Below are 22,296 nucleotides of genomic sequence, written 5' to 3' on the forward strand. Positions count from 1 at the left end.
ACAGCGTTATCATGCATTTAGAACCCACGGCCTGTGCTGCCCAATCGCGCGCGCTCATCGCTCAGGAGCCAATGACCATGCAGCCTCTTCTTATCGATCTCGAAGACCGCCTCGACACCGAGCGGCTGATCATTCGCTGCGTCAGGCCAGGCGACGGCCCCAAGATCCACGAAGCGCAATGCGACTCGCTCGGCGCGCTGCGGCAGTTTCCGGCCTCGTTGCGTTGGCCGCTCGAGGAACCGTCGCTCGAACGTTCGGAAATCTATTGTCGGGAGGGCTTCGCGAACTTCATCGCCAGACGCGATTTTCGTTTCCTCATCCTGCGGCGCGACACGGAAATGCTCGTGGGATGCTGCGGATTACATCAGCCGAATTGGCACGTGCCCAGCATCGAGATCGGCTGGTGGGGCCACACGCGTCATCAACGACAGGGATATATCAGCGAGGCAGTGGCCGCACTCGTACAGTTCGCGTTCGTGCGATTGGGAATGCGCCGCGTGTCGGCATTTGTCGATGACCTCAATCTCAAAAGCGCGCGTGTATGCGAACGCGCGGGCATGACGCTCGAAGGCGTGCTGCGCAATGAGCGCGTCGATCCGGATGGCACGTTGCGCAACACGCGCGTCTATGCGGCGATAAGCGGGTAATAAACGAGCGATACGCGAATGCAAGCGCCCGGACGGGCGTGGCACATCCGCCGCTTGCCCATTCGACGAGCGCGCGCCCGTCTGGCATGCGCTCAACTCCGGCCGGCGCGGGCAGCTTGCACGATGCCGCCCGGCAGCCCGCACCGGCCGCGTTCGCGCCGGGCAGCGCGCTCAGATCTCTATCTTGGTTCCCAGCTCGACGACGCGATTCGCCGGAATCGCGAAGAAATCCGTCGGTTTCGCGGCATTCTGGTGCATCCATGCGAACACCCGCTCACGCCAGATCGACATGCCCGGCAAATGAGTCGGCACAACCGTCTCGCGCGCGATGAAGAACGACGTATCCATCAGCTCGAACGTGGTGCCGCGCTGACGCGCCACCTCCTCGAGCACGGCCTTCACATCCGGCGTTTCGTTGAAGCCGTACTCCGCCTTAACGATGTAAAGCCCTTCGCCCGCATCGCGGATCGTCACGCGTTCGTCGTCCTTCACATACGGAATGTCACGCGTGACGAACGTGAGGAAAATGGTCCGCTCGTGAAGAACTTTGTTGTGCTTGAGATTGTGCAGCAAACTCACCGGCACGAGCTTGCCGCTGCCGGTCAGATAGATCGCCGTGCCCGATACGCGATGCGGCGGATGCGCGAGCAGCCCTTGGAGGAACGGCTCGAGCGGAATGCCGTCGGCCACCGTGCGCTCCTTGACGAGATGACGCCCCTTGTACCATGTGGTCAGCAAGAAGAACAACAGCGCTCCGATGCCGAGCGGCAGCCAGCCGCCCTGCTCGACCTTCAGCAGATTCGCGCCGAAGAACCCGAGATCGATGACGAGGAACATGCCGATGATCAACGCGACGAGCAGCCTATTCCAGTTCCATACCTTCACCATCACGACCGCGGCGAGAATCGTCGTGATCACCATCGTCGCCGTTACCGCAATGCCGTATGCGGCCGCGAGGTTGTCCGAACTCTTGAAGCCGATCACGATGCATAGGATCACGAACAACAACAACCAGTTGACGACCGGCACGTAGATCTGCCCGATCGCGAGTTCGGACGTATGCAAAATCTTCATCCGCGGCACATAGCCGAGCTGGATCGCCTGGCTCGTCAGCGAATAGGCACCCGATATCACGGCCTGCGACGCGATCACCGTCGCGACCGTCGACAGCACGACGAGCGGCAGCGTTCCCCATTGCGGCGCGAGCAGGAAGAACGGATTCGAGATCGCCTTCGGATTGACGAGCAGCAGCGCGCCCTGGCCGAAATAGTTGAGCACGAGCGACGGCATCACAAGCACGTATGCGGCAAGCCGGATCGGCTTCGCTCCAAAGTGGCCCATATCCGCATAAAGCGCCTCCGCGCCCGTCAGCACCAGCACGACCGAGCCGAGCACCACGTAGGCAAGCAGCACGTGGTCAGCCATGAACGAAAATGCGTAGTACGGATTGATCGCCGAGATGATCTGCGGCGCTTGCGCGATGTGATACACGCCGAGAACCGCCAGCACGATGAACCAGACGACCATGATCGGGCCGAACAGTTTGCCGACCGTTGCCGTGCCGTGCCGCTGAATCCAGAACAGCGCGATCAGGATCGCGATCGTGATTGGCATGACGAGATGGGTGAGTTGCGGCGCCGCAACCTGCAGCCCTTCGACCGCCGACATCACCGAAATCGCCGGTGTGATGACCGCATCGCCATAGAACATACACGCGCCGAAGATGCCCAGGCCCATCATCAGCCCCGCCACCCGCGACTTTGGCGTCAACGACCGCAACGACAACGCCATCAGCGCAAGCACGCCGCCTTCGCCGTTGTTATCGGCACGCATCACGAACAGCACGTACTTGACGCCGACGACGAGGATGATCGCCCAGAACAACAGCGAGATCACGCCCAGAATCGAGCTTTGCGTGAGAGGAATGCCGTGCTCCGGGCTGAACGCCTCCTTGAGCGAGTACAACGGGCTCGTGCCGATGTCGCCAAAAACTACGCCGATAGCGGCAATCGCGAGTGACTGCAGCGAATGCTGGCGCGTGGACGAGTGATTCGTGTCGGTCATAAAAGCGGGATAAATCCGTGCTGGGGTCGGAAAAACGAGCGCTATTCTAACTGGCCACGCAAAAATGCCGCCGCGCTGTGTTGTGAGCGCACCACTTGAAGCGGCGTGCCCAGTGTAGCATGGGGTCGCGACACTTTTGGACGCTGCAACGCGCCAAAAACCGCGCCGCGCCACGGCATGGCGATCCAAGCCTCGTTGCGTGATGCGCTGTAACGAGAACATAAAAAAAGGCGCTCCACCGGAGCGCCGTTTCGATGCCGCCGCGCGGAAACCGCATGCGTTACCTGCAACGGGAAGGGTCCGCGCAAAGCTCACGCAGAGAGCGGTTACGCGAGTGCCGCGTCGTCGTCGCGCTGCGCGTTACCGCGTTTAATCCACGCGCCGAGATTATGCGGACGCACCGTGTCCCAATCCTCGAACGGCTGATGAATCCACGGATTCGTCGGCAGGTATTGGACGTGATAATCGGGCTTCACTTTCGAGCAGCCCTTGTACCAGAGCACCGCGGAACGCACCGCCGTCACGGCCGGATAACGCTCCTTCAGATGCTGCTGGACGCGCGCGAGCGTCACGCCCGAATCAACCAGATCGTCGACGAGCAACACGTTGCCGGATAAATCGCCGCGCGTCATCGTAATGTACTGCGCGATGTCGAGCTCGCCCTGCTCGCGGCCCGCCGCCTCGCGATACGAACTCGTCGCGAGAATCGCGAGCGGCAGATCGTAGATTCGCGACAATTGATCGCCGACGCGCAAGCCACCGCGCGCGAGGCACAGAATCTTGTCGAACTTCCACCCCGATTCGTGCACCGCGAGCGCAAGCAGCTCGATCAGCCGGTGATATTCGTCCCAGCCGACCCACAGGTTCTTTTCGTCGTTGCGCGGATCGGACATTTTGATCGTCATCGTCATGTTTTGCGTCATCGTCGCTTACACCTTGAACGGATGGCGCAACAGGATCGTCTCGTCGCGGTCGGGGCCGGTCGATACCATGTCGATCGGCACGCCCGCCACTTCCTGCACACGCGACAGGTACGCGCGCGCATTCGCCGGCAGCGCGTCCCACGAATTGATGCCGACCGTGCTTTCCTTCCAGCCGCCGAACGTCTCATAGACAGGCTCGCAGCGCGCGACCTCGGCCGCACCGCGCGGCAGCAGATCGAAATCCTCGCCGTCGATCTTGTAGCCGACGCACAGCTTGACTTCGTCGAGGCCGTCGAGCACGTCGAGCTTCGTCATGCACAGGCCCGACACGCCGTTGATCTGGATCGAGCGGCGCAGCGCGGCCGCGTCGAGCCAGCCGGTGCGACGCGGGCGGCCCGTCACCGAGCCGAATTCCTTGCCGACGTTCGCGAGCGTCAGCCCGACCTGATTCTGGCGGCTCGGGTTGTCCGCGTCGTACAGTTCGCTCGGGAACGGCCCCGCGCCAACGCGCGTGCAATACGCCTTCGTGATGCCGAGGATGTAGTTGAGCTTTTGCGGGCCGACGCCCGCGCCCGCCGCCGCCGCGCCCGCCACGCAGTTGCTCGACGTGACGAACGGATAGGTGCCGTGATCGATGTCGAGCAGCGTGCCTTGCGCGCCTTCGAACAGCAGGTTGCGGCCCGCGTGATTTTCTTCGTACAGCCGGCGCGACACGTCGGTCACCATCGGCTTCAAGCGGTCCGCGTAGCCGAGCATCGTATCGAGCGTCGCCTGGAAATCGACCGCCGCACCGCCCAAATATTGGGTCAACACGAAGTTGTGGAAATCGAGATTTTCGCGCAGGCGGTCGGCAAACGTTCTCGCATCGAACAGATCCTGCACGCGCAGCGCGCGGCGGCCAACCTTGTCCTCGTAGGCCGGGCCGATGCCGCGGCCCGTCGTGCCGATCTTGTCCGCGCCGCGGCGCGCTTCGCGCGCCTGGTCGATCGCGACGTGGTACGGCAGAATCAGCGTCGTCGCCTCGGAAATGAACAGGCGCTCGCACACGGAGACGCCCGCTTCCTCCAACTCGCCGATTTCCTTGAAGAGCGCCTCGGGCGACAACACGACACCGTTGCCGATGTAGCACGCGACGCGTTCGCGCATGATGCCCGACGGAATGAGGCGCAAGATCGTCTTCTTGCCGCCGATGATGAGGGTGTGGCCGGCGTTATGGCCGCCCTGAAAACGCACGACGCCGTGAGCATGGTCCGTCAGCCAGTCGACTACCTTGCCCTTGCCTTCATCACCCCATTGAGTCCCCACGACGACGACGTTGCGCCCGGGAGTCACGTTCACTGCGCTGACAGACATGTTGATTCGTTGGCTGGTTAAAAACGTATTCTACCTAGGTTCGCCGCCAGCTCCGAATTTTTCCGTTTCACTTCAACGATATGGCACGCTGAAAGCGGCTCGGAAACCGGCCGGCGGGGCCCAGCGCGGCGGCATCGCGCCGCGATGCGCGCGCCGTCAGCGGCGCTCGATGACCCACGCGCCGTCCCGCTCGACGAGCATGCGGTCGCACGCGAATTCGTCGAGCCCGCCGTCGTGGCCCGGCAACGCCTCGATCACCACCTCGCCCGCATCGCGCAGCGCAGCAACGGTTGTCCGCAACGCAGCATCCTGTTTCCACGGCGCGAGAATCGCGGCGCCGCGCGCCTCGACCGGCGAAATCCGCGCGATTTCGCGCAAATCGAGCGAGAAACCCGTCGCCGGACGCGCGCGCCCGTAGGCCTGGCCGACGTGATCGTAACGTCCGCCGCGCGCCACCGCATTCGGCACGCCGTCGACATACGCGGAAAACATCGCGCCGCTGTGGTACGCGTAACCGCGCAAATCGGCGAGATCGATCGTCACTTCCGCATTTGTCACCCGCGTGGCAAGCTCGCTCAGATCGTCGAGCGCGCGGTCGATTTCGGGCAGCGCGGGCAGCTCGCGCCGCGCATCGTCGAGCACCGACGGATCGCCATACAGATGCGGCAGCGCACGCAGCGCGGCGCGCGTATCCGGGCCGAGATCGTCGGTCAATTCGTGCAGCAGCGGCACGTCCTTGCCCGCAAGCGCGTCGTACAGCGCCTCGCCGCGCGCGGCGGCCGCCGCGTCGCGCGAGAACAACGCAGCCAGCACGCCGGCGTGGCACAAATCGAGCCGGATTTTCGTCAGACCAGACAGATGCAGCGCGTCGAGCATCAGCTGCTGGATTTCCTGATCGGCCTCCAGGCCCGCATGCCCGTAAATTTCCGCGCCGATCTGGATTTGCTCGCGCGTCGCATGCAGACCGCGCGGCCGCGTATGCAGCACGTGGCCGGCATAACAAAGGCGCGTGACGCCTTGGCGGTTCAGCAGATGCGCATCGATGCGCGCGACTTGCGGCGTGATATCCGCGCGCAGGCCGAGCGTGCGCCCCGACAACTGATCGACGAGCTTGAACGTGCGCAGATTCAGATCGTTGCCGCCGCCCGTGAGCAGCGATTCAAGATACTCGAGAAGCGGCGGCATCACCATTTCGTAGCCATACGAACGAAAACGGTCGAGCAGCCTGCGGCGCAGCTCCTCGATCTTGCGCGCCTCCGACGGCAGTACGTCGGCAATATTCTCGGGAAGTAACCAGGTCGACATCGTGGCGATCCTACGACAGGAAACACGGCGCGCGCACGCGCCTCGGATTGAAATCGGGTTCGACGCCCGGCTTGGGCCGAACGTCTGCGGCATACGGCGTCGGCTGGCGCCAACGCGCGGCGAAAGGTCAGGTCACGAGCAGCAGCAGCGCGAGCCCGAGCGCCATCACGACGAATCCGCCGATCCGGATATGATGCGGTGGCCGCTCCGCCATTCTACGGAACGTGTCGCGCCACGCGCTCGGGAACACGAACGGAAACGCGCCCTCGACGATTAGCATCAGCGCGACAGCGAGCAGTAACGAGCCAGCGAGATTCATGTGAGCGGCCAAGCACGCCGGCGTGTCAACGTTTGTGGGGAACCGTGCCTGCCGCCGGCGCGCCGCCCGTCGGGCTGCGCATGAAGCGGAAGAACTCGCTGTCGGGATCGACGACGATGATGTCGTTCGGCTTGAAGCTGTTCCGGTACGCCTGCAAGCTCGCGTAAAACTGATAGAACTGCGGGTCGCGGCCGAACGCGTCGGCCGCGATCGACGCCGCCTGCGCGTCGCCGTCGCCCTTGATCGATTGCGCTGTCTTATACGCGTCGGCCAGGATTGCCTGCTGCTGGCGGCTCGCGTCCGCGCGGATCTGCTCGGCCTGGGCGGCGCCTTGCGCGCGTTCGCGCTGCGCCTGCTGCTGCAGATCGGCCGTTATCCGGCGATACGCATCGTCCGCCTGCGCGGCCGGCAGATCGACACGGGTGAGCTGCACGTCGACGATATCGATGCCAAGCGGCGCCGCGGCCGCGCCGAGCGCCTGCTTCACCTCTTGCGCGATCGCGCGTTGCTCGCCGAGCGCCGCATCGCGCGCACGCTTGGCGAACGCATCGCCAAGCGCGCTCTTGATGGCCGCCGAAAGGCGGTCGACCTCGCCGCGCGCCGCGCCGCCCGTCTGCTGGTAATACTTGAGCGCATCGGCAATCCGGTATCTGACGACGGGGCTCACGAGCAGATCGCGGCCGTCCTGCGTGGTCAAGCTTTGCGGATCAGCCAAGTCGAACGACTGGATGCGAATGTCGACGAGCGTCGCCGCCTGCAGCGGCTGCGGCAGTTTGAAATGCAGGCCGGGGCCGGCAAGCGTCGGTGCGGCGCCGTTGCGCGACGACAATACGGCCGCATGGCGCGGGTCGACGACGAACACCGTCGACGACGCCGCCAACACGGCGATGGCGATCGCTACGACGAGCGCGATGATTCGATTCATGTTGCAGCCCTCGTTACTGCAGATCGTCGGTACGCGAACGGCTGCGGAAAGCCTCGCGGGAACGCAGCGCATCGCTGCCGGATGCCGGGCTGGCGGCAGCCGGCGACGACACGCCCGCGGCGCTTGCAGCCGCAGCGGGCGCCTGCGACGCTGCGGCCAGCGCCTGCGACGCTGCAGTGGGCGCCGCCGCCCGCGCTTGCGCATCGCTCGCGGGTGCGGCGCCGCTTGTGCCGCTGGCCGCCGCATCGGCCGCGCGCGCGCGGCCCGCCTCGACGATCTTGTCCAGCGGCAGATACAGCATGCTGTTACCCGCCTTGTTGCCGACGTACACCTTCGTCGTGTTCGAGTAGATCTCCTGCATCGTCTCGAGATACATCCGCTCGCGGATCACCGCGGGCGCCTTCGAATACTGCGCATAGACCTCCTTGAAGTGATCGGCGTCGCCTTGCGCCTGCGTGACGACGCGCTGGGCGTAAGCCTTCGCGTCGTCGATCATTTTCGCGGCGTCGCCCTGCGCGCGCGGCAGCAGTTCGCTCGCATACGCGCGAGCGGCGTTCTTTGCGGCTTCGCTGTCCTGGCGCGCTTTCGCAATGTCATCGACGGCCGCCTGTGCCTGCTCGGGCGGCGCAACACTCTGCACGGTCACGCCCGTCACGACGAGCCCCGTCTTGTAGCGGTCGAGATCGCGCTGGATCGCCTTCGAAAGCGCATCGCGCAGCGCGTCGCGATCGCCGGCGAGCAAGTCGTCCGCGGACCGGCTGCCGGCCATCTCGCGCACTGCCGCCTGCGCGGCCTGCGCGACGCTGCGCTCCGGGTCGGCCGTGCGGAACAGATAATCGGTGGCAGACCCGATCCGATATTGAACGACGAACCGCACATCGACGATATCGGCATCGCGCGTGAGCATCGATGCGTCCTTCACGTTCGCGAGCCGCACGACATTATTGCGGCCGATCTCGACCGAGCGCACCTGCACGGTATCGACGATCTCGTGCGACTCGAACGGGGACGGCAGGCGCCAGTGCACGCCTTCGCCGACCGTGCCCTTGTATTCGCCCAGGCGCAGCACCACGCCCGTCTGCCCGTCCTGCACGACAAAGATGCCGCTGCCGAAATAAATGGCAATCAGCGCGCCCGCGACGATGCCGACGCCCACCCGTGCTGCGCGCCCGTTGTCCGGGCGCAAGCCGTTGTTGCCGGAGCCCTTGCGGCCGAGCCAGCCGGATAGGCGGCGATTGAAATTCCGCCACATCTCGTCGAGATCCGGGGGGCCTTCATCGCGCCCGTCCGGACGCTTCGGCCCGTTCGCGCGCGGCGGCTCACCGTTGCCGCCCCGCCCCCAGCGGGGGTCGTTGATCGACGGCAATGCGTGCATCGGCCGCTGGGTACTCCGCTCGTTGTAGTCGTTCACCTGTGTTTGTTCACCAGATTGGAGCAGCATGACCGACCGCAGTCGTCAGTGCCCGTGTTCGGAAACCGGGTGGTCTTCGTGTGATTGCGCCGGCGCGCCGATAATCGGCATGGCGCCAGCGAGATGTTCCGCGGTAGCGATCTCGGCGATGGCGGCGCGCAACGCGTCGAGCCCTTGACCCGTTCGCGCGCTCAAAAAGACGCGCGAAATATTACCATACTCGTCCCGCTCGACCGCACCGCCGCGAGCCGCAAGCTCCGGCACCGCATCGATCTTGTTGAACACGAGAATCTGGCGGATTGAATCCGCGCCGATCTCATGCAGCACACCGTTGACCTGCTCGATCTGCTCGAGCCGCACCACGCTCGACGCATCGACGACGTGCAGCAGCAGATCCGCATGAATCGTCTCTTCGAGCGTCGCGCGAAACGCGGCGACGAGCTGGTGCGGCAGCTCGCGAATGAATCCGACCGTGTCGGACACGACGATCTGCCCCACGTCGTCGCCGAGATAGACGCGCCGCGACGTCGTATCGAGCGTCGCGAAAAGCTGGTCCGCCGCATACGCCTGCGCTTTCGTCAGCGCATTGAACAGCGTCGACTTGCCCGCGTTCGTATAGCCGACGAGCGACACCGACATCGTCCGGTTGCGCTCGCGCTGGCGGCGCTGCGTGTGGTGCTGGCGGCGCAGTTTCTCGAGCCGCGACTTCAGCATCTTGATGCGCTCGCCGATCAACCGCCGGTCGGTTTCGAGCTGGGTTTCGCCGGGACCGCGCAGGCCAATACCGCCCTTTTGCCGTTCGAGGTGGGTCCAGGCCCGAATCAGCCGGGTAGCGAGATATTGAAGCTGCGCGAGTTCGACCTGCAACTTGCCTTCGTGGCTGCGCGCGCGCTGCGCGAAGATGTCGAGAATGAGGCTCGTGCGATCGACGACGCGCCGATTGAGCATCCGCTCCAGATTGCGTTGCTGCGCGGGCGCGAGTGCATGGTTGAAGATGACAATTTCGACGTCGTTCGCCTCGCACGCGAGCCGCAATTCTTCGGCTTTACCGCTGCCGACGAACATCGCGGCATCCGGGCTCGCGCGGCGGCCCGTCAGCGTGACGGCGGGATGAGCGCCCGCGCTGGCGGCGAGCAGACTGAGTTCCTCGAGACTGGCTTCGAAATCGGTTTTGCCGAAATCGATGCCGACTAACGCTGCATTGATCAAATTGTCGGATATCAAGATAAGGCGGCTGACATCAATTGCCGACGGCCATGCGAGCCAGCCGCGGCATAGGTTAGGACGCTGCTTCGGCGTCCGGGTGGAAATTCACCGGACGGGCAGGCACGACCGTCGAAATGGCGTGCTTGTATACCATCTGGGTAACCGTGTTCCGGAGCAACACGACGTACTGGTCGAACGATTCGATGTTCCCTTGAAGCTTGATGCCGTTGACGAGATAGATCGAAACCGGCACATGCTCCTTACGCAGTGCGTTCAAAAACGGGTCTTGTAACAATTGCCCTTTGTTGCTCATGGCGTGCTCCATCTTTTTTGCAGGTTGATCTAGATTGGGGCGAAGAAAAAGAGATCCGCCGCCAATCGCTACACTATAGCCGATTTTGTCTGCGCTCCGGCTCTGCCGTCAGGCCAGACGCGCATGATATAGACCGATTATTCCTTGTCGGCATAGGGATTCGTCGACGAACGGAACTCTATGCGCAATGGAGTGCCCGTCAACGAGAAAGTTTCTCGAAAACGATTCTCGAGATAACGTTTATACGTGTCGGTAACGGCGTCAAGCGCGTTGCCGTGAATCACGATGATGGGCGGATTCTGCCCGCCCTGGTGCGCATAGCGCAGTTTCGGCCGCACCGGGCCGCGGCGGCGCGGCTGCTGGAACTCGACCGCCTCGATCAACGCGCGCGTGAGCTTAGGCGTCGGCAGTTTCTTCATCGCGGCCGCATAGGCATCGTCGACCGAACGCATGAGCGGGCCGATACCCGTTTTCTCCGCGGCTGAAATGAAATGGAATTTCGCGAAATCGAGGAACTTGAGCTTGCGCGCGAGATCGGCTTTGGTGCGCTCGCGCACATGCGGATCGAGGCCGTCCCACTTGTTCACGCCGACGACGAGCGCGCGCCCCTGCTCGACCACGAAGCCCGCGATGTGCGCATCTTGATCGGAGATGTCCTGACGCGCATCCAGCAGCAGAATCACGACGTTCGCATCGGCGATCGACTGCAGCGTCTTCACCACCGAAAACTTCTCGATCGCCTCGAACACCTTGCCCCGCCGGCGCAGCCCCGCGGTATCGATCAGCGTGTACTGCCTGCCGTTGCGCTCGAAATCCACATAAATCGAATCGCGCGTCGTGCCAGGCATGTCGAACGCGATCACGCGCTCCTCGCCGATCAGCGTGTTCACGAGCGTCGATTTACCAACGTTCGGCCGCCCGACGATCGCGATCTTGGTGCCGCGCGCGGCAGCGTTCTCGTCGCTCTCCTCCGGCTGGCCCGCATAGGCGACGTCGAGCGCCTCGTTGATCATGTCGGTCACGCCGTCGCCGTGCGCGGCCGAGATCGCGCGCGGATCGCCCAGGCCAAGTTCATAGAAATCTGCGGCGACCGCGGTGTACTTCATCCCTTCGGCCTTGTTGACGACGAGGAAAATCGGCCGCCCGGTCTTTCTCAGATAGTCGGCGATCGATTTGTCCTGCGGCGCGAGGCCGTTGCGGCCGTCGACGATGAACACGACGACGTCGGCCTCCTCGACCGCCTGCCGCGTTTGCCGCGCCATCTCGTGCAGGATGCCGTCCTTCGCGACCGGCTCGAAGCCGCCCGTGTCGACGACGAGATACGGCCGCGCGCCGACCCGCCCCTCGCCGTAATGGCGATCGCGCGTCAGGCCGGGCAGATCGGCGACCAGCGCATCGCGCGAACGCGTGAGCCGGTTGAATAGCGTGGATTTCCCCACATTGGGGCGCCCAACAAGGGCAATGACCGGTTTCATCTGATGATGTCGTCTACGTGAAGCGCAAGCGGCGGAAGACTCGCGGGCCGCGAGCGGCTGCGCTTGATGGAAATTAGCACGAATTCGCGCCGAACCGACGCGCACGCGGCTGCATCGGCGCCGCGATACTTTTATTGATCAACCTGCTCCCTGCGCTGCCGCAAGCCGCGCACGACGTGCGGCAAACCGCCTCCGGCAGACTGCGCAAGACCCACTACCGCGGGCCCGCGCACAACTCATCCTCTTTTCTATCGCGGCCAGCGTGCGAACCCGCCGCGTGCCGCGCGATATTCAGCGCGGACGGAAACCGTATACGCCGCCGTCCTGCGTTTGCACGACCAGCGTGTTGCCCGCGAGCACGGGCGCCGCGTTGATCGCGCTGCCGTCCGTCTTCATCCGTGCGACGAATGCGCCGTCGTCACGCGACAGGAAATGCACGAAGCCCTTGTAATCGCCGAACACCACGGCCCGGCCGAGCAGATACGGCACGCCGACGTCGCGGCTCTTGAGCTTGTCGTTGCGCCAGAGTTCCTTGCCCGTGGCAACGTCATACGCGGTCACGACCGACCAGTCGTCGCCGCCCACGACCACCGTATCGTCCTGCGCGATGCCGCTGCGGCTGGAGAACGGCTTTTCCCATTGCGGACGGCCGGAATTCGCGTCGAAGCAGCCGAGCTGCCCCTGGAACGTCACCGCACATGCTTCGGCGCCGACGAGCGTGGGCGCGCCCGTTACGTCGTTGATCCGCTCGACTTCGGTCACTCCCTTCGGAAACGACACCGGCGTTTGCCAGAACGGCTCGCCGGTCTGCAGGTTCAGCGCGATAAGACCGCCGCCCGGAAAGCCCGCGAGCACCGCGGCGTCGCCCGCGAACGTCATGCCGGCCGACACGCGCAGATTGAGCGGCACGGCCCGGTTGCGGTAGCTCCACTTCTGCTCGCCCGTCTGCGCGGAGAATGCGATCACTTGGCCATCGATCGTGCGCACGATCACGAAACCGTTGCCGACGAGCGGCGGCGAGAAGATCTCGCCTTGCACGGACGTCTTCCACAGCAGCTTGCCGTCCGGGCCAAGCACAAAGAGACCACCCTTCAGCGCACCGACGGCGGTCAGATTGCCGTCACTGCCGACGCCGGCCGACAAGTCGGAGCCCACCTTCGTGCGCCACACTTCCTGGCCCGTCTTCGCATCGATCTTCTCGACCGAGCCGTTTGCGCCTGCGACATATACCGCATCGCCCACCGCGACCGGCGAGAACGAATAGCGGCCGCCCTTGCCGACGCTCGCCTTCCACACCTGCTGCACGTCGAGCGCGGGTTTGAACTCGGTGAGCGGCGTCGGCACGCGGCGTGCGTCCTTCGATGACGAACAGGCCGCGAGAACCAGGACGGCCGCCGTACAGGCAACAGGAGCAGCGTAACGTTTCAGCAGATTCATCGATAAGCGAAGCAAAGTTAGGTTGAGAACAAAAACGCGCGCTTAGCCGCCGAGCGCATCCAGCTTGAATTGCACGAGTTGGCGCGAGGACGAATCGTCCTTCGGCAGCGCGTCGAGCGCGAGCTTGTATGCGGCGCGCGCATCGTCGCTCTTGCCTTGCGCGGCAAGCAGGTCGCCACGGCGATCCGCGACGAGCCCCTTGAACGCATCGGGCGGCGTGCCCGCAAGCAGCGCGAGCCCCGCGTCGTATGCTTTTTCGTCGAGCAGCAGCGACGCAAGACGCAACTTCGCGATCTGCTTGTACTCGTCGTCCTTCGCGTGATCGACCGTCCATTGGAGCTGCGCCTTGGCGAGCGCCGCGTCGCCCGCGCCGTAGAGCGCCTTCGCGGCTTCGAGCGCCGTCATCTGCGCATAGGCGGTGCCGCCGAACTTGTCTTCCATGTCAGCGGCGACGCGCGCGATCTTCGCCTTGTCGTTCGACGCGACGGCCTGCTGCGCCTGCTCATACAGCACCGCCGCCTGCGCGGCCTGACGCCGCTGCCAGTAATTCCAGCCGTTCCATGCCGCCGCGACCGCGAGGACGGCAATGGCGACCCAGGTCGTCAGATTGCCCCACCGGGTCCACCATGCCTTCAGGTTTTCAATCGATTCTTGTTCGTCGTGGTAGCTCATCGCCTAGCGATTCCTTCCTGTACACGCTTTCTGGTCGAGGACACGCCGCGATCAGTCGTCGCCGTCTTCGGCGGATGCAACCATCGCATTGATTAGAAATTCGGTCAAGTTTTCGACCGGCACCGACTGCTGAGCCTGCTTCTCGCCCGCCGCGCTCGCATCGCGCAAAGGTTTCACGCTCGCCATGCCGTTCGCTACTTCGTCCTCGCCGAAAATCACCGCGAATGCCGCGCCGCTCGCATCCGCGCGCTTCATTTGCGATTTGAAGCTCGCGCCCGCGCCGTCGGCGCTGCAATGGAAAATCACGTCGAGGCCCGTGTCGCGCAACCGCTCGGCAACGACGAATGCCTGCTCGCGCGCCGCATCGCCCTGATGGACCACGTAGACATCGACGCCGTCCGGCTCCGGCACGAGATCGTCCTCCTTCAGCAGTTCGAGAATCCGCTCGATGCCCATCCCCCAGCCACACGCGGGTGCCGGCTTGCCGCCCAGTTGCTCGATCAGCGCGTCGTAGCGGCCGCCGGCCGCCACCGTGCCCTGCGCGCCGAGCTTGTCGGTCACCCACTCGAACACGGTCAGGTTGTAGTAGTCGAGGCCGCGCACAAGACGCGGATTGATCTTGAACGGCACGTTGTTCGCCTTCAGCAGGCGTTGCAGCCCTTCGAAATGCGCGCGCGACTCGTCGCCGAGGAAATCGATCAGCTTCGGCGCATTCTCGACGATCGCCTGCAGCGCGGGATTCTTCGTATCCAGTACGCGCAGCGGGTTCGTATACAGACGGCGCTGCGCATCGGCGTCGAGCTGGTCGGCGTGCTGCTCAAGATACTTGATCAGCTCGACGCGGTGCGCGGCGCGCTCTTCGGCAAGGCCGAGCGAATTGATCTCGAGCCGGATGCCCATGAGTCCGAGGTCGTCCCACAGCCGCTGGCACATCATGATGATTTCCGCGTCGGCGTCCGGGCCCGCGAAGCCGAGCGCCTCGACGCCGACTTGATGGAACTGCCGGTAGCGGCCGCGCTGCGGGCGCTCGTGGCGGAACATCGGACCGATGTAGAAGAGCCGCTTCGGGCCGTCGTACAGCAAGTTATGCTCGATCGACGCCCGCACGACGGCCGCGGTGCCTTCCGGGCGCAGCGCGAGTTCGTCGCCGTTCAGCGAATCGGTGAAGTTGTACAACTCCTTCTCGACGATGTCGGTCACTTCGCCGATGCCGCGCGTGAAAAGCTGCGTGTGCTCGACGATCGGGGTGCGGATGCCCTGATAGCCATACGCGCGCAACAGCGATTTCGCGGTCGATTCGAAGAATTCCCACAGCGCGGCATCCTGCGGCAGGATGTCGTTCATGCCCTTCACGCCCGTTAGTTTGTCGAGCTTTCGCTTTTGTTCTGTCATCTGGTTACGGTTGACGAATTAATTCTGGACCGCTTCGGCACTGCCTTGAGCGGCTGCGCCGTAAGTACGCGCCACGTAGTCGCTCACGATCTGCTGGAATTCCTGCGCGATGTGTTCGCCGCGCAGCGTTTTCACTTTCTGGCCGTCGATGAAGACAGGCGCGGCCGGATTCTCGCCCGAGCCCGGCAGGCTGATGCCAATGTTCGCGTGCTTGGACTCGCCCGGGCCGTTGACGATACAGCCCATCACCGCGACGTTCATCTTCTCGACGCCTGGATATTCATTGCGCCACATCGGCATCTGCGCGCGCAGATAGTTCTGGATCTGCAACGCGAGTTCCTGGAACAGCGTGCTCGTCGTGCGGCCGCAGCCAGGGCACGCGACGACCATCGGCGCGAACGAGCGCAGCCCCATCGTCTGCAAGATCTCTTGACCGACGACCACCTCGCCCGTGCGCGACGCGCCCGGCTCCGGCGTCAGCGAAATCCGGATCGTGTCGCCGATTCCCTCCTGCAGCAGCACGCCGAGCGCGGCCGTCGACGCGACGATCCCCTTCGAGCCCATGCCCGCCTCGGTGAGCCCGAGATGCAACGCGAAGCCGCAGCGGCGCGCCAGCTCCCGGTACACCGCGATCAAATCCTGCACCCCGCTCACCTTGCACGACAACACGATCTTGTCGCGGCCAAGGCCAAGCTCGACCGCACGCTCGGCCGAGCCGATCGCCGATTGGATCAGCGCTTCGTACATCACGCTCTGCGCGTCCCACGGCGTGGCGCGCGCGGCGTTCTCGTCCATCATCCGCGCAAGCAGGTCCTGATCGAGGCTGCCCCAGTTCACGCCGATCCGCACCGGCTTGTCATACTTGATCGCGGCTTCGATCATCTGCGCAAACTGCGTATCGCGCTTCGCGCCCTGGCCGACGTTGCCCGGATTGATCCGGTACTTCGACAGCGCCTGCGCGCAGTCCGGATAGTCGCGCAGCAGCAAGTGCCCGTTGTAATGGAAATCGCCGACGAGCGGCACCGCGATGCCCATCCGATCGAGCTGCTCGCGAATCGCGGGCACCGCGGCGGCCGCCTCGGGCGTATTCACGGTAATGCGAACGAGTTCGGAGCCCGCATTCGCGAGTTCCTTCACCTGGATCGCCGTGCCGATCGCGTCGGCCGTGTCGGTGTTCGTCATCGATTGCACGCGAACCGGCGCATCGCCACCGATCGTCACGAGATTGCCGCCCCAGCGGACGTCGACGCCATGCGACACGCGCCGAGGCGCATGCCCGCCGAACACCGGCTCGGTTGAGCAGATTTGGCTGTCTCGAGGAAGTCGAGCGTCGGTAGATCGAGCTTCAGGGGATTGAGCTTCGGATTGCATCGTTGGATCCAAATTTACGCATGGCGCGCCGCCCCTCGGCTGCGCGCGAATGGAAAAAGCGCCGTACCCGCGTGCGGCCACGACGCTTGCCGTCAGGGCAACGCGAAACGCGCGACGTTACCCCGAGCCGCCGAGTATTTTGCCGGATCGACAGGCTTGCCGTCGAAAGCGATCGACTCGAGCCCGGCCTTGTTGCCGATCGTCACCTTGAGCGGCGCGTCGCCCGCCACCTGCTTGGTCTCGCCCGCCCGCACGAGCGCCGAGAACAGTTCCTTGCCATGCTTATCGCGCACGCTGAACCAGCAGTCCTGCGCGACCTTCAACGCCACCACCGACTGGCCGGGCGCGACAGTCACCGCCTCGCCCGCCGACGCCAATGGTTGCGGCTGTGCCGCGGTCGGGCCAGCGGCGGCGGCCTGCGCCAATGACGCCGCCGAAGCAGGTGTTTCTCCGGCGACGTCTGCCGCCGACGCCGGTCCCACGGCCTGCACCGGCGCGAGCGCCGCGCCGTCCGGCGCCGTTTGCGTTGCCGTTTGCTCAGCGGCGCCGGACGCGGCCTGCGTCACCGAACCCGACACTGCCGCACTCGCCGGTAGTTCGGACGCGGCGCTCTCCGGCTGCCGATCGTGCACCGCCGCCGCACCGTTATCCGCGCCGCTCGGTTTGAAGCGCGCGAGCCAGTTCGTCGATTCGCGGCCCGTGCTCCACATCATCACGGCGACAAGCGCGACGACAGCCGCCGCGATCGCCCATAACCACGGCCGGCTGCGCGACGAATCGCCGAGATGGATCGACACGCGCCCGCGCGGCAGATCGGCGCCCGACGACGCGGGCAACGACAAATCCACCGCCGGCACACCCTTCTCGCGGCGCAGCGCTTGCGCGAACGGTTCCGGATCGACGCCCAGCATCTTTGCGTAGCTGCGCACGACGCCAAGCGCGAACGTCGCGCCTGGAAACTGGCTCGTGTCGCCCGCCTCGAGCGCCTGCAGCTTCGGCGCGGCGATCTTCAGCCGCGCGGACACGTCGTCGACCGACCAACCTTTCGCACGACGCAACTCCGCGAGCCGCGCGCCGACGGCCGCGACCGATGCAAGCCCGGCCGCCGCCGGGTGCTCGCCTGCGTTCGTCTCTGGGCTCTTTGACGGCTGCGGTTCGCTCATCCTCATCCTCGCGTCGACTCTTCTTTCATGCGCGCCTGCACCGGCTCCGGCCGCACACGCACCTATCGTTGTCACACAGCACGGCGCGCCGCGCCATCCCCGATCGCTTTCGCGTTTATTGCACTACCCGCCCAGGCATTCCCAACGGCATCCCCGTTAAACCGCCCGGACCTCGATCACCTTCGCCTCCGTGCGCTGCGCGAGACGCGTGCGGTCCTTGACCGCGCCCGCGAGCTGGCCGCACGCGGCATCGATATCGTCGCCGCGCGTCTTGCGCACCGTCGTCACTATGCCGGCGTCGATCAGAATCTGCGCGAAGCGCTTGATCTGCTCCGGCTTCGAGCGCACGAGCCCCGATTCCGGGAACGGATTGAACGGAATCAGGTTGAATTTGCACGGCACGTCGCGCGTGAGCGCGAGGAGTTCGCGCGCATGCGCTTCGGAATCGTTGACGCCGTCGAGCATGCAATATTCGAACGTGATGAAGTCGCGCGGCGCGACCTTCAGATAACGCTCGCAAGCCGCCATCAGTTCACGCAGCGGATGTTTCTTGTTGAGCGGCACGAGCATGTCGCGCAGCGCGTCGTTCGGCGCATGCAGCGACACCGCGAGCGCGACCGGCAGCTCGGCGCCGAGCCGGTCCATCATCGGCACGACGCCCGATGTCGACAGCGTGACGCGCCTGCGCGACAAGCCATACGCGTTGTCGTCGAGCATCAGCCGCATCGCGGGCACGACCGCCGCGTAATTGAGAAGCGGCTCGCCCATGCCCATCATCACGACGTTCGTGACGACGCGCTCCGCGCGCCCATTCGGGCCGGGCGCGCGCCCGAGCGACGCCCGCAGCGCGAACTCCGCCATCCGCAGCTGGCCGACGATCTCGCCCGTCGAAAGATTGCGGGAAAAACCCTGCTTGCCCGTCGAGCAGAACCGGCAGTTGACCGCGCACCCCGCTTGCGACGACACGCAAAGCGTGCCGCGCGTCTCCTCGGGGATGAACACCGTTTCGACCGCGTTGCCGTTGCCGACGTTGAGGAGCCACTTGCGTGTGCCGTCCGCCGACACGTGGTCGCTCAAAATGTCGGGCGTGCCGATCATGGCCCGCCCTTTCAGCTTTTCGCGCAGCGATTTCGCGAGATCGGTCATCCCGTCGAAATCGGCCGCATTGTACTGATGGATCCAGCGCTGCAACTGCTTCGCGCGAAACGCCTTCTCGCCGAGGCTGCCGCAATACGCGACGAGGCCGTCGGCATCGAAATCGAGTAGATCGACGGGAGATTCGTTCGCCATGGTGTCCTGCCTTGCCGCTACGCGCTGGATCTTGCCCGCGTCAACGCGAGTAGACGTTCATTTCCGGGAAGAAGAACGCGATCTCGACGCGCGCCGTTTCTGCTGCGTCCGAGCCGTGCACGGCGTTCGCATCGATGCTGTCCGCGAAATCCGCGCGGATCGTGCCCTTTTCGGCCTTCTTCGGGTCCGTCGCGCCCATCAGTTCGCGATTCTTCAGAATCGCGTTCTCGCCCTCGAGAACCTGGATCATCACCGGGCCCGAGATCATGAAGTCGACGAGATCCTTGAAGAACGGGCGCTCGGCGTGAACGGCGTAGAACTTCTCCGCATCGGCGCGCGACAGGTGCGCCATGCGCGACGCAACGATCTTCAGGCCGGCGTTTTCGAAACGGCTGTAGATCTGGCCGATCACGTTCTTTGCCACCGCATCCGGCTTGATGATCGACAGGGTGCGCTCGAGTGCCATAAAAACTCCAAGAAATTAAGAGGTTACAGTTTCAAATGAATCCGCTATTGTAACACGTTCCCGTGTATCATTGCGATTGAACCCTTACACGACCGAAAGGTCGAACCAACCATGTTTCGCGGGCGGCTCGATGTTGAAACCTCTCGCCTCGAAACCTATCTTAGGGGTAGCGGCGTCATGGCCTGCCGCGGCGCAACAAGCATGCCGCCCGCTCGCGATGCCGCCACGTTCCATGTTAGGAGAAACCATGAACGATTATCCGTACAACTTCGGCCGCGGCGGCGCGATCAGCACCGCCGAGACCCGCAACCGCGTGCTGCGCAACACCTACTGGCTCCTCGCTCTGTCGATGGTGCCGACCGTGCTCGGCGCTTGGATCGGCGTCGCGACCGGTTTCTCGCTGTTTGCCGCGGCGAGCCCGATGATGAGCTTCCTCGCGTTTCTCGCGATCGCGTTCGGCTTCATGTTCGCGATCGAGCGCACGAAGAACAGCGCCGCCGGCGTGTTCGTGCTGCTCGGCTTCACGTTCTTCATGGGCCTGATGCTGTCGCGCCTGTTGAGCTTCATCCTCGGCTTCTCGAACGGCCCCGCGCTCATCATGCTGGCGTTCGGCGGCACCGGCGTGATCTTCGCCGTGATGGCCACGGTCGCCACCGTCAGCAAGCGCGATTTCTCCGGCCTCGGCAAATGGCTGTTCGTCGGCGTGATCGTACTGCTGCTTGCGTCGTTCGCGAATGTGTTCCTGCACCTGCCGGCGCTGATGCTGACCGTGTCGGTGCTTGCGATCGCGATCTTCTCCGCGTATATGCTGTTCGACGTCCAACGCGTCGTCAACGGCGGCGAAACCAACTACATCAGCGCGACGCTCGCGATCTACCTCGACCTGTACAACGTGTTCACGAACCTGCTCGCGCTGCTCGGCATCTTCGGCGGCAACCGCAATTGAGCCTGAACCCCATCACGGAAAACCGGCCCATGGGCCGGTTTTTTTTCGCCGCCACCTCATCGCGAAGGTGCGCCGCAGAGTGCGCGAACGGTCATCGGATCGGCCGGCGCGAAGCGCATGCACACCGCCGCCTCGCGCCGGCGGCCAACCTTACGCCTGCTCGAACAGTGCAATCGATTCGACATGCGAAGTATGCGGGAACATATTCACCACGCCCGCGCCCTTGAGCCGGTAGCCGGCTTCGTGAACGAGCAGTCCCGCGTCGCGCGCGAGCGTCGACGGATTGCACGATACATAGACGATTCGCGCCGGCAAAGGCCCGGCGCCGCTCTGCGCGATCTCGGCCAGCGCCTTCGACACCGCAAGCGCGCCCTCGCGAGGCGGATCGATCAGGAATTTGTCGAACGCGCCGAGCGCGCGGATATCGTCGGCCGTCACGTCGAACAGATTGCGGCAGGCAAACGACGTATGGCCGTCGACACCATTCGCCTTCGCATTCGCGAGCGCGCGCGTTGTCAGCGCGTCGCTGCCCTCGATGCCGACCACTTCGCGCGCGAGCCGCGCAAGTGGCAGCGTGAAATTGCCGATACCGCAAAACAGATCGAGCACGCGGTCGCTGCGCGCCGGCGCGAGCAGCCGCAGCGCGCGCCCCACCAGCACGCGGTTGATCTGATGGTTGACCTGCGTGAAATCGGTCGGCTTGAACGGCATCCGGATTCCGAATTCGGGCAGCGTGTAGTCTAGCTCGACATCGAGCGGATAAAACGGCGCAACTGTGTCCGGCCCCTTCGGCTGCAGCCAGAACTGCACGCGATGCATATCGGCGAATTCGCGCAACAGCGCTTCATCGCCCGCGTTGATCGGCTCGAGCACGCGCAGCACCAGCGCCGTCACGCTCGAGCCGACCGCCAGCTCGATCTGCGGCATCCGGTCACGGATCGACAATCCCTCGACGAGCCGCCTGAGCGGCACGAGCAGCGCCGACACATGCGGCGGCAGAACCTCGCAGCTCGTCATGTCGGCCACGTAGCTGCTCTTGCGCTCGTGAAACCCGACGAGCACGCCGCCTTTTTTCGCGACATGGCGTACCGTGAGCCGTGCGCGATACCGGTAACCCCACGACGGACCGTGAATCGGCGAGAACATCGTCTCCGAGCGCAGTTTCGCGAGATGCCACAGGTTGTCCTCGAGCACGCGCTGCTTGATCGCGACTTGCGCGCGCGTGTCGAGATGCTGCATCGAGCAGCCGCCACAAGTACCAAAAAATGCACATTTCGGCTGCGCGCGCATCACGCTCGCGCGCACAATATCGACGACCTGCGCCTGCTCATAGGACGGCTTACGGCGAAAGCTCGAATACGTGACGCGCTCGCCGGGCAACGCGCCTTCGACGAAGATCACTTTGCCGGGCTCGCCGTTTTCGTCGACGGCGCGGCCGACGCCGCGCGCTTCCATGTCGAGCGAATCGATATCGAGAACCGGGGCGGGATCGGGCGTGGCAGACGCGCTGCGCGCGGAAAGGGGGACGGCTTCTGACACCAGCTATTCCTGACGAACGATTGTGGGCAAAGGCGAGATTGTAGACGAACGGCACACCGAAGGGCGCGCCCGGGAGTTT

The 22,296-nt window shown here is 64.5% G+C and carries 20 protein-coding genes; 2 read left to right on the plus strand and 18 right to left on the minus strand.

From position 1 onward, the window contains the following. The first annotated feature begins 77 nt into the window (after positions 1-77). Positions 78-647: a GNAT family N-acetyltransferase gene (locus WS68_RS21075; protein WP_197419653.1), complete on the plus strand. Its 570-nt coding sequence runs from the start codon at positions 78-80 to the stop codon at positions 645-647. 171 nt (positions 648-818) lie between these two features. Here the strand turns inward: WS68_RS21075 and WS68_RS21080 are convergent, their stop codons facing one another. The 17 genes from WS68_RS21080 to ndk form a co-directional block, all read right to left on the minus strand. After that, entirely contained in the window at positions 819-2,711 is a 1,893-nt protein-coding gene (locus tag WS68_RS21080; protein WP_059572606.1) for a potassium transporter Kup, read from the minus strand. 326 nt (positions 2,712-3,037) lie between these two features. After that, a complete protein-coding gene (locus tag WS68_RS21085) occupies positions 3,038-3,634 on the minus strand; it encodes a phosphoribosyltransferase (protein WP_059572607.1) in 597 nt (198 codons plus the stop codon). 6 nt (positions 3,635-3,640) lie between these two features. Further along, a complete protein-coding gene (locus WS68_RS21090) occupies positions 3,641-4,987 on the minus strand; it encodes an adenylosuccinate synthase (RefSeq protein WP_059572608.1) in 1,347 nt (448 codons plus the stop codon). 156 nt (positions 4,988-5,143) lie between these two features. Continuing rightward, complete coding sequence (locus WS68_RS21095) at positions 5,144-6,292, minus strand: ATP phosphoribosyltransferase regulatory subunit (RefSeq protein WP_059572609.1); 1,149 nt, start codon at positions 6,290-6,292, stop codon at positions 5,144-5,146. 127 nt (positions 6,293-6,419) lie between these two features. Further along, a complete protein-coding gene (locus tag WS68_RS21100) occupies positions 6,420-6,611 on the minus strand; it encodes a DUF2065 domain-containing protein (protein WP_059518097.1) in 192 nt (63 codons plus the stop codon). Between the two features lie 25 nt (positions 6,612-6,636). Continuing rightward, complete coding sequence (hflC, locus tag WS68_RS21105; RefSeq protein ID WP_059572610.1) at positions 6,637-7,536, minus strand: protease modulator HflC; 900 nt, start codon at positions 7,534-7,536, stop codon at positions 6,637-6,639. A gap of 13 nt (positions 7,537-7,549) precedes the next feature. After that, positions 7,550-8,911, minus strand: coding sequence for an FtsH protease activity modulator HflK (gene hflK, locus WS68_RS21110; protein WP_059572680.1), 1,362 nt, complete (start codon positions 8,909-8,911; stop codon positions 7,550-7,552). Between the two features lie 81 nt (positions 8,912-8,992). After that, positions 8,993-10,156, minus strand: coding sequence for a GTPase HflX (gene hflX, locus WS68_RS21115; RefSeq protein WP_059572681.1), 1,164 nt, complete (start codon positions 10,154-10,156; stop codon positions 8,993-8,995). 70 nt (positions 10,157-10,226) lie between these two features. Next, positions 10,227-10,466 (minus strand): RNA chaperone Hfq, encoded by a 240-nt coding sequence (gene hfq, locus WS68_RS21120; RefSeq protein ID WP_004192796.1) that lies wholly within the window; start codon positions 10,464-10,466, stop codon positions 10,227-10,229. A gap of 137 nt (positions 10,467-10,603) precedes the next feature. Continuing rightward, positions 10,604-11,941, minus strand: coding sequence for a ribosome biogenesis GTPase Der (gene der / locus WS68_RS21125; RefSeq protein ID WP_059572611.1), 1,338 nt, complete (start codon positions 11,939-11,941; stop codon positions 10,604-10,606). Between the two features lie 291 nt (positions 11,942-12,232). Next, on the minus strand, positions 12,233-13,378 hold the full coding sequence (bamB, locus tag WS68_RS21130; RefSeq protein WP_059572612.1) for an outer membrane protein assembly factor BamB: 1,146 nt from the start codon (positions 13,376-13,378) through the stop codon (positions 12,233-12,235). Between the two features lie 42 nt (positions 13,379-13,420). After that, entirely contained in the window at positions 13,421-14,050 is a 630-nt protein-coding gene (locus WS68_RS21135) for a tetratricopeptide repeat protein (protein ID WP_059572613.1), read from the minus strand. A gap of 51 nt (positions 14,051-14,101) precedes the next feature. Then, positions 14,102-15,442, minus strand: coding sequence for a histidine--tRNA ligase (hisS, locus tag WS68_RS21140; RefSeq protein WP_059572614.1), 1,341 nt, complete (start codon positions 15,440-15,442; stop codon positions 14,102-14,104). Between the two features lie 18 nt (positions 15,443-15,460). Further along, positions 15,461-16,813, minus strand: a complete 1,353-nt coding sequence (ispG, locus tag WS68_RS21145) for a flavodoxin-dependent (E)-4-hydroxy-3-methylbut-2-enyl-diphosphate synthase (RefSeq protein WP_059572682.1) — start codon at positions 16,811-16,813, stop codon at positions 15,461-15,463. A gap of 92 nt (positions 16,814-16,905) precedes the next feature. Beyond that, positions 16,906-17,976, minus strand: coding sequence for a helix-turn-helix domain-containing protein (locus WS68_RS21150; protein WP_059572615.1), 1,071 nt, complete (start codon positions 17,974-17,976; stop codon positions 16,906-16,908). A gap of 156 nt (positions 17,977-18,132) precedes the next feature. Beyond that, on the minus strand, positions 18,133-19,266 hold the full coding sequence (gene rlmN, locus WS68_RS21155) for a 23S rRNA (adenine(2503)-C(2))-methyltransferase RlmN (protein WP_059572616.1): 1,134 nt from the start codon (positions 19,264-19,266) through the stop codon (positions 18,133-18,135). 40 nt (positions 19,267-19,306) lie between these two features. Continuing rightward, positions 19,307-19,732, minus strand: coding sequence for a nucleoside-diphosphate kinase (ndk, locus tag WS68_RS21160; RefSeq protein WP_059572617.1), 426 nt, complete (start codon positions 19,730-19,732; stop codon positions 19,307-19,309). 247 nt (positions 19,733-19,979) lie between these two features. Here ndk and WS68_RS21165 point away from each other — a divergent pair, with 247 nt between their 5' ends. Beyond that, the gene (locus WS68_RS21165; RefSeq protein ID WP_059572618.1) at positions 19,980-20,678 is read left to right on the plus strand and encodes a Bax inhibitor-1/YccA family protein; all 699 of its coding nucleotides are present in this window, start codon (positions 19,980-19,982) and stop codon (positions 20,676-20,678) included. 150 nt (positions 20,679-20,828) lie between these two features. Here WS68_RS21165 and rlmD read toward each other — a convergent pair whose 3' ends face one another. Beyond that, positions 20,829-22,217, minus strand: coding sequence for a 23S rRNA (uracil(1939)-C(5))-methyltransferase RlmD (rlmD, locus tag WS68_RS21170; protein ID WP_059572619.1), 1,389 nt, complete (start codon positions 22,215-22,217; stop codon positions 20,829-20,831). Between the last annotated feature and the right edge of the window lie 79 nt (positions 22,218-22,296).

This window comes from Burkholderia sp. TSV86, from assembly GCF_001522865.1.
Lineage (GTDB): Bacteria > Pseudomonadota > Gammaproteobacteria > Burkholderiales > Burkholderiaceae > Burkholderia.

Bases quoted from the DNA above. Each gene is read 5' to 3' on its own strand.
- hflK (WP_059572680.1), bottom strand. From the start codon at position 8,911: ATGCACGCATTGCCGTCGATCAACGACCCCCGCTGGGGGCGGGGCGGC.
- hfq (WP_004192796.1), bottom strand. From the start codon at position 10,466: ATGAGCAACAAAGGGCAATTGTTACAAGACCCGTTTTTGAACGCACTG.
- WS68_RS21135 (WP_059572613.1), bottom strand. From the start codon at position 14,050: ATGAGCTACCACGACGAACAAGAATCGATTGAAAACCTGAAGGCATGG.
- ndk (WP_059572617.1), bottom strand. From the start codon at position 19,732: ATGGCACTCGAGCGCACCCTGTCGATCATCAAGCCGGATGCGGTGGCA.
- WS68_RS21080 (WP_059572606.1), bottom strand. From the start codon at position 2,711: ATGACCGACACGAATCACTCGTCCACGCGCCAGCATTCGCTGCAGTCA.
- WS68_RS21100 (WP_059518097.1), bottom strand. From the start codon at position 6,611: ATGAATCTCGCTGGCTCGTTACTGCTCGCTGTCGCGCTGATGCTAATC.
- WS68_RS21095 (WP_059572609.1), bottom strand. From the start codon at position 6,292: ATGTCGACCTGGTTACTTCCCGAGAATATTGCCGACGTACTGCCGTCG.
- bamB (WP_059572612.1), bottom strand. From the start codon at position 13,378: ATGAATCTGCTGAAACGTTACGCTGCTCCTGTTGCCTGTACGGCGGCC.
- WS68_RS21090 (WP_059572608.1), bottom strand. From the start codon at position 4,987: ATGTCTGTCAGCGCAGTGAACGTGACTCCCGGGCGCAACGTCGTCGTC.
- WS68_RS21150 (WP_059572615.1), bottom strand. From the start codon at position 17,976: ATGAGCGAACCGCAGCCGTCAAAGAGCCCAGAGACGAACGCAGGCGAG.
- WS68_RS21165 (WP_059572618.1), top strand. From the start codon at position 19,980: ATGAACGATTATCCGTACAACTTCGGCCGCGGCGGCGCGATCAGCACC.
- der (WP_059572611.1), bottom strand. From the start codon at position 11,941: ATGAAACCGGTCATTGCCCTTGTTGGGCGCCCCAATGTGGGGAAATCC.
- WS68_RS21075 (WP_197419653.1), top strand. From the start codon at position 78: ATGCAGCCTCTTCTTATCGATCTCGAAGACCGCCTCGACACCGAGCGG.
- rlmN (WP_059572616.1), bottom strand. From the start codon at position 19,266: ATGGCGAACGAATCTCCCGTCGATCTACTCGATTTCGATGCCGACGGC.
- WS68_RS21085 (WP_059572607.1), bottom strand. From the start codon at position 3,634: ATGACGCAAAACATGACGATGACGATCAAAATGTCCGATCCGCGCAAC.
- hisS (WP_059572614.1), bottom strand. From the start codon at position 15,442: ATGACAGAACAAAAGCGAAAGCTCGACAAACTAACGGGCGTGAAGGGC.
- hflC (WP_059572610.1), bottom strand. From the start codon at position 7,536: ATGAATCGAATCATCGCGCTCGTCGTAGCGATCGCCATCGCCGTGTTG.
- ispG (WP_059572682.1), bottom strand. From the start codon at position 16,813: ATGCAATCCGAAGCTCAATCCCCTGAAGCTCGATCTACCGACGCTCGA.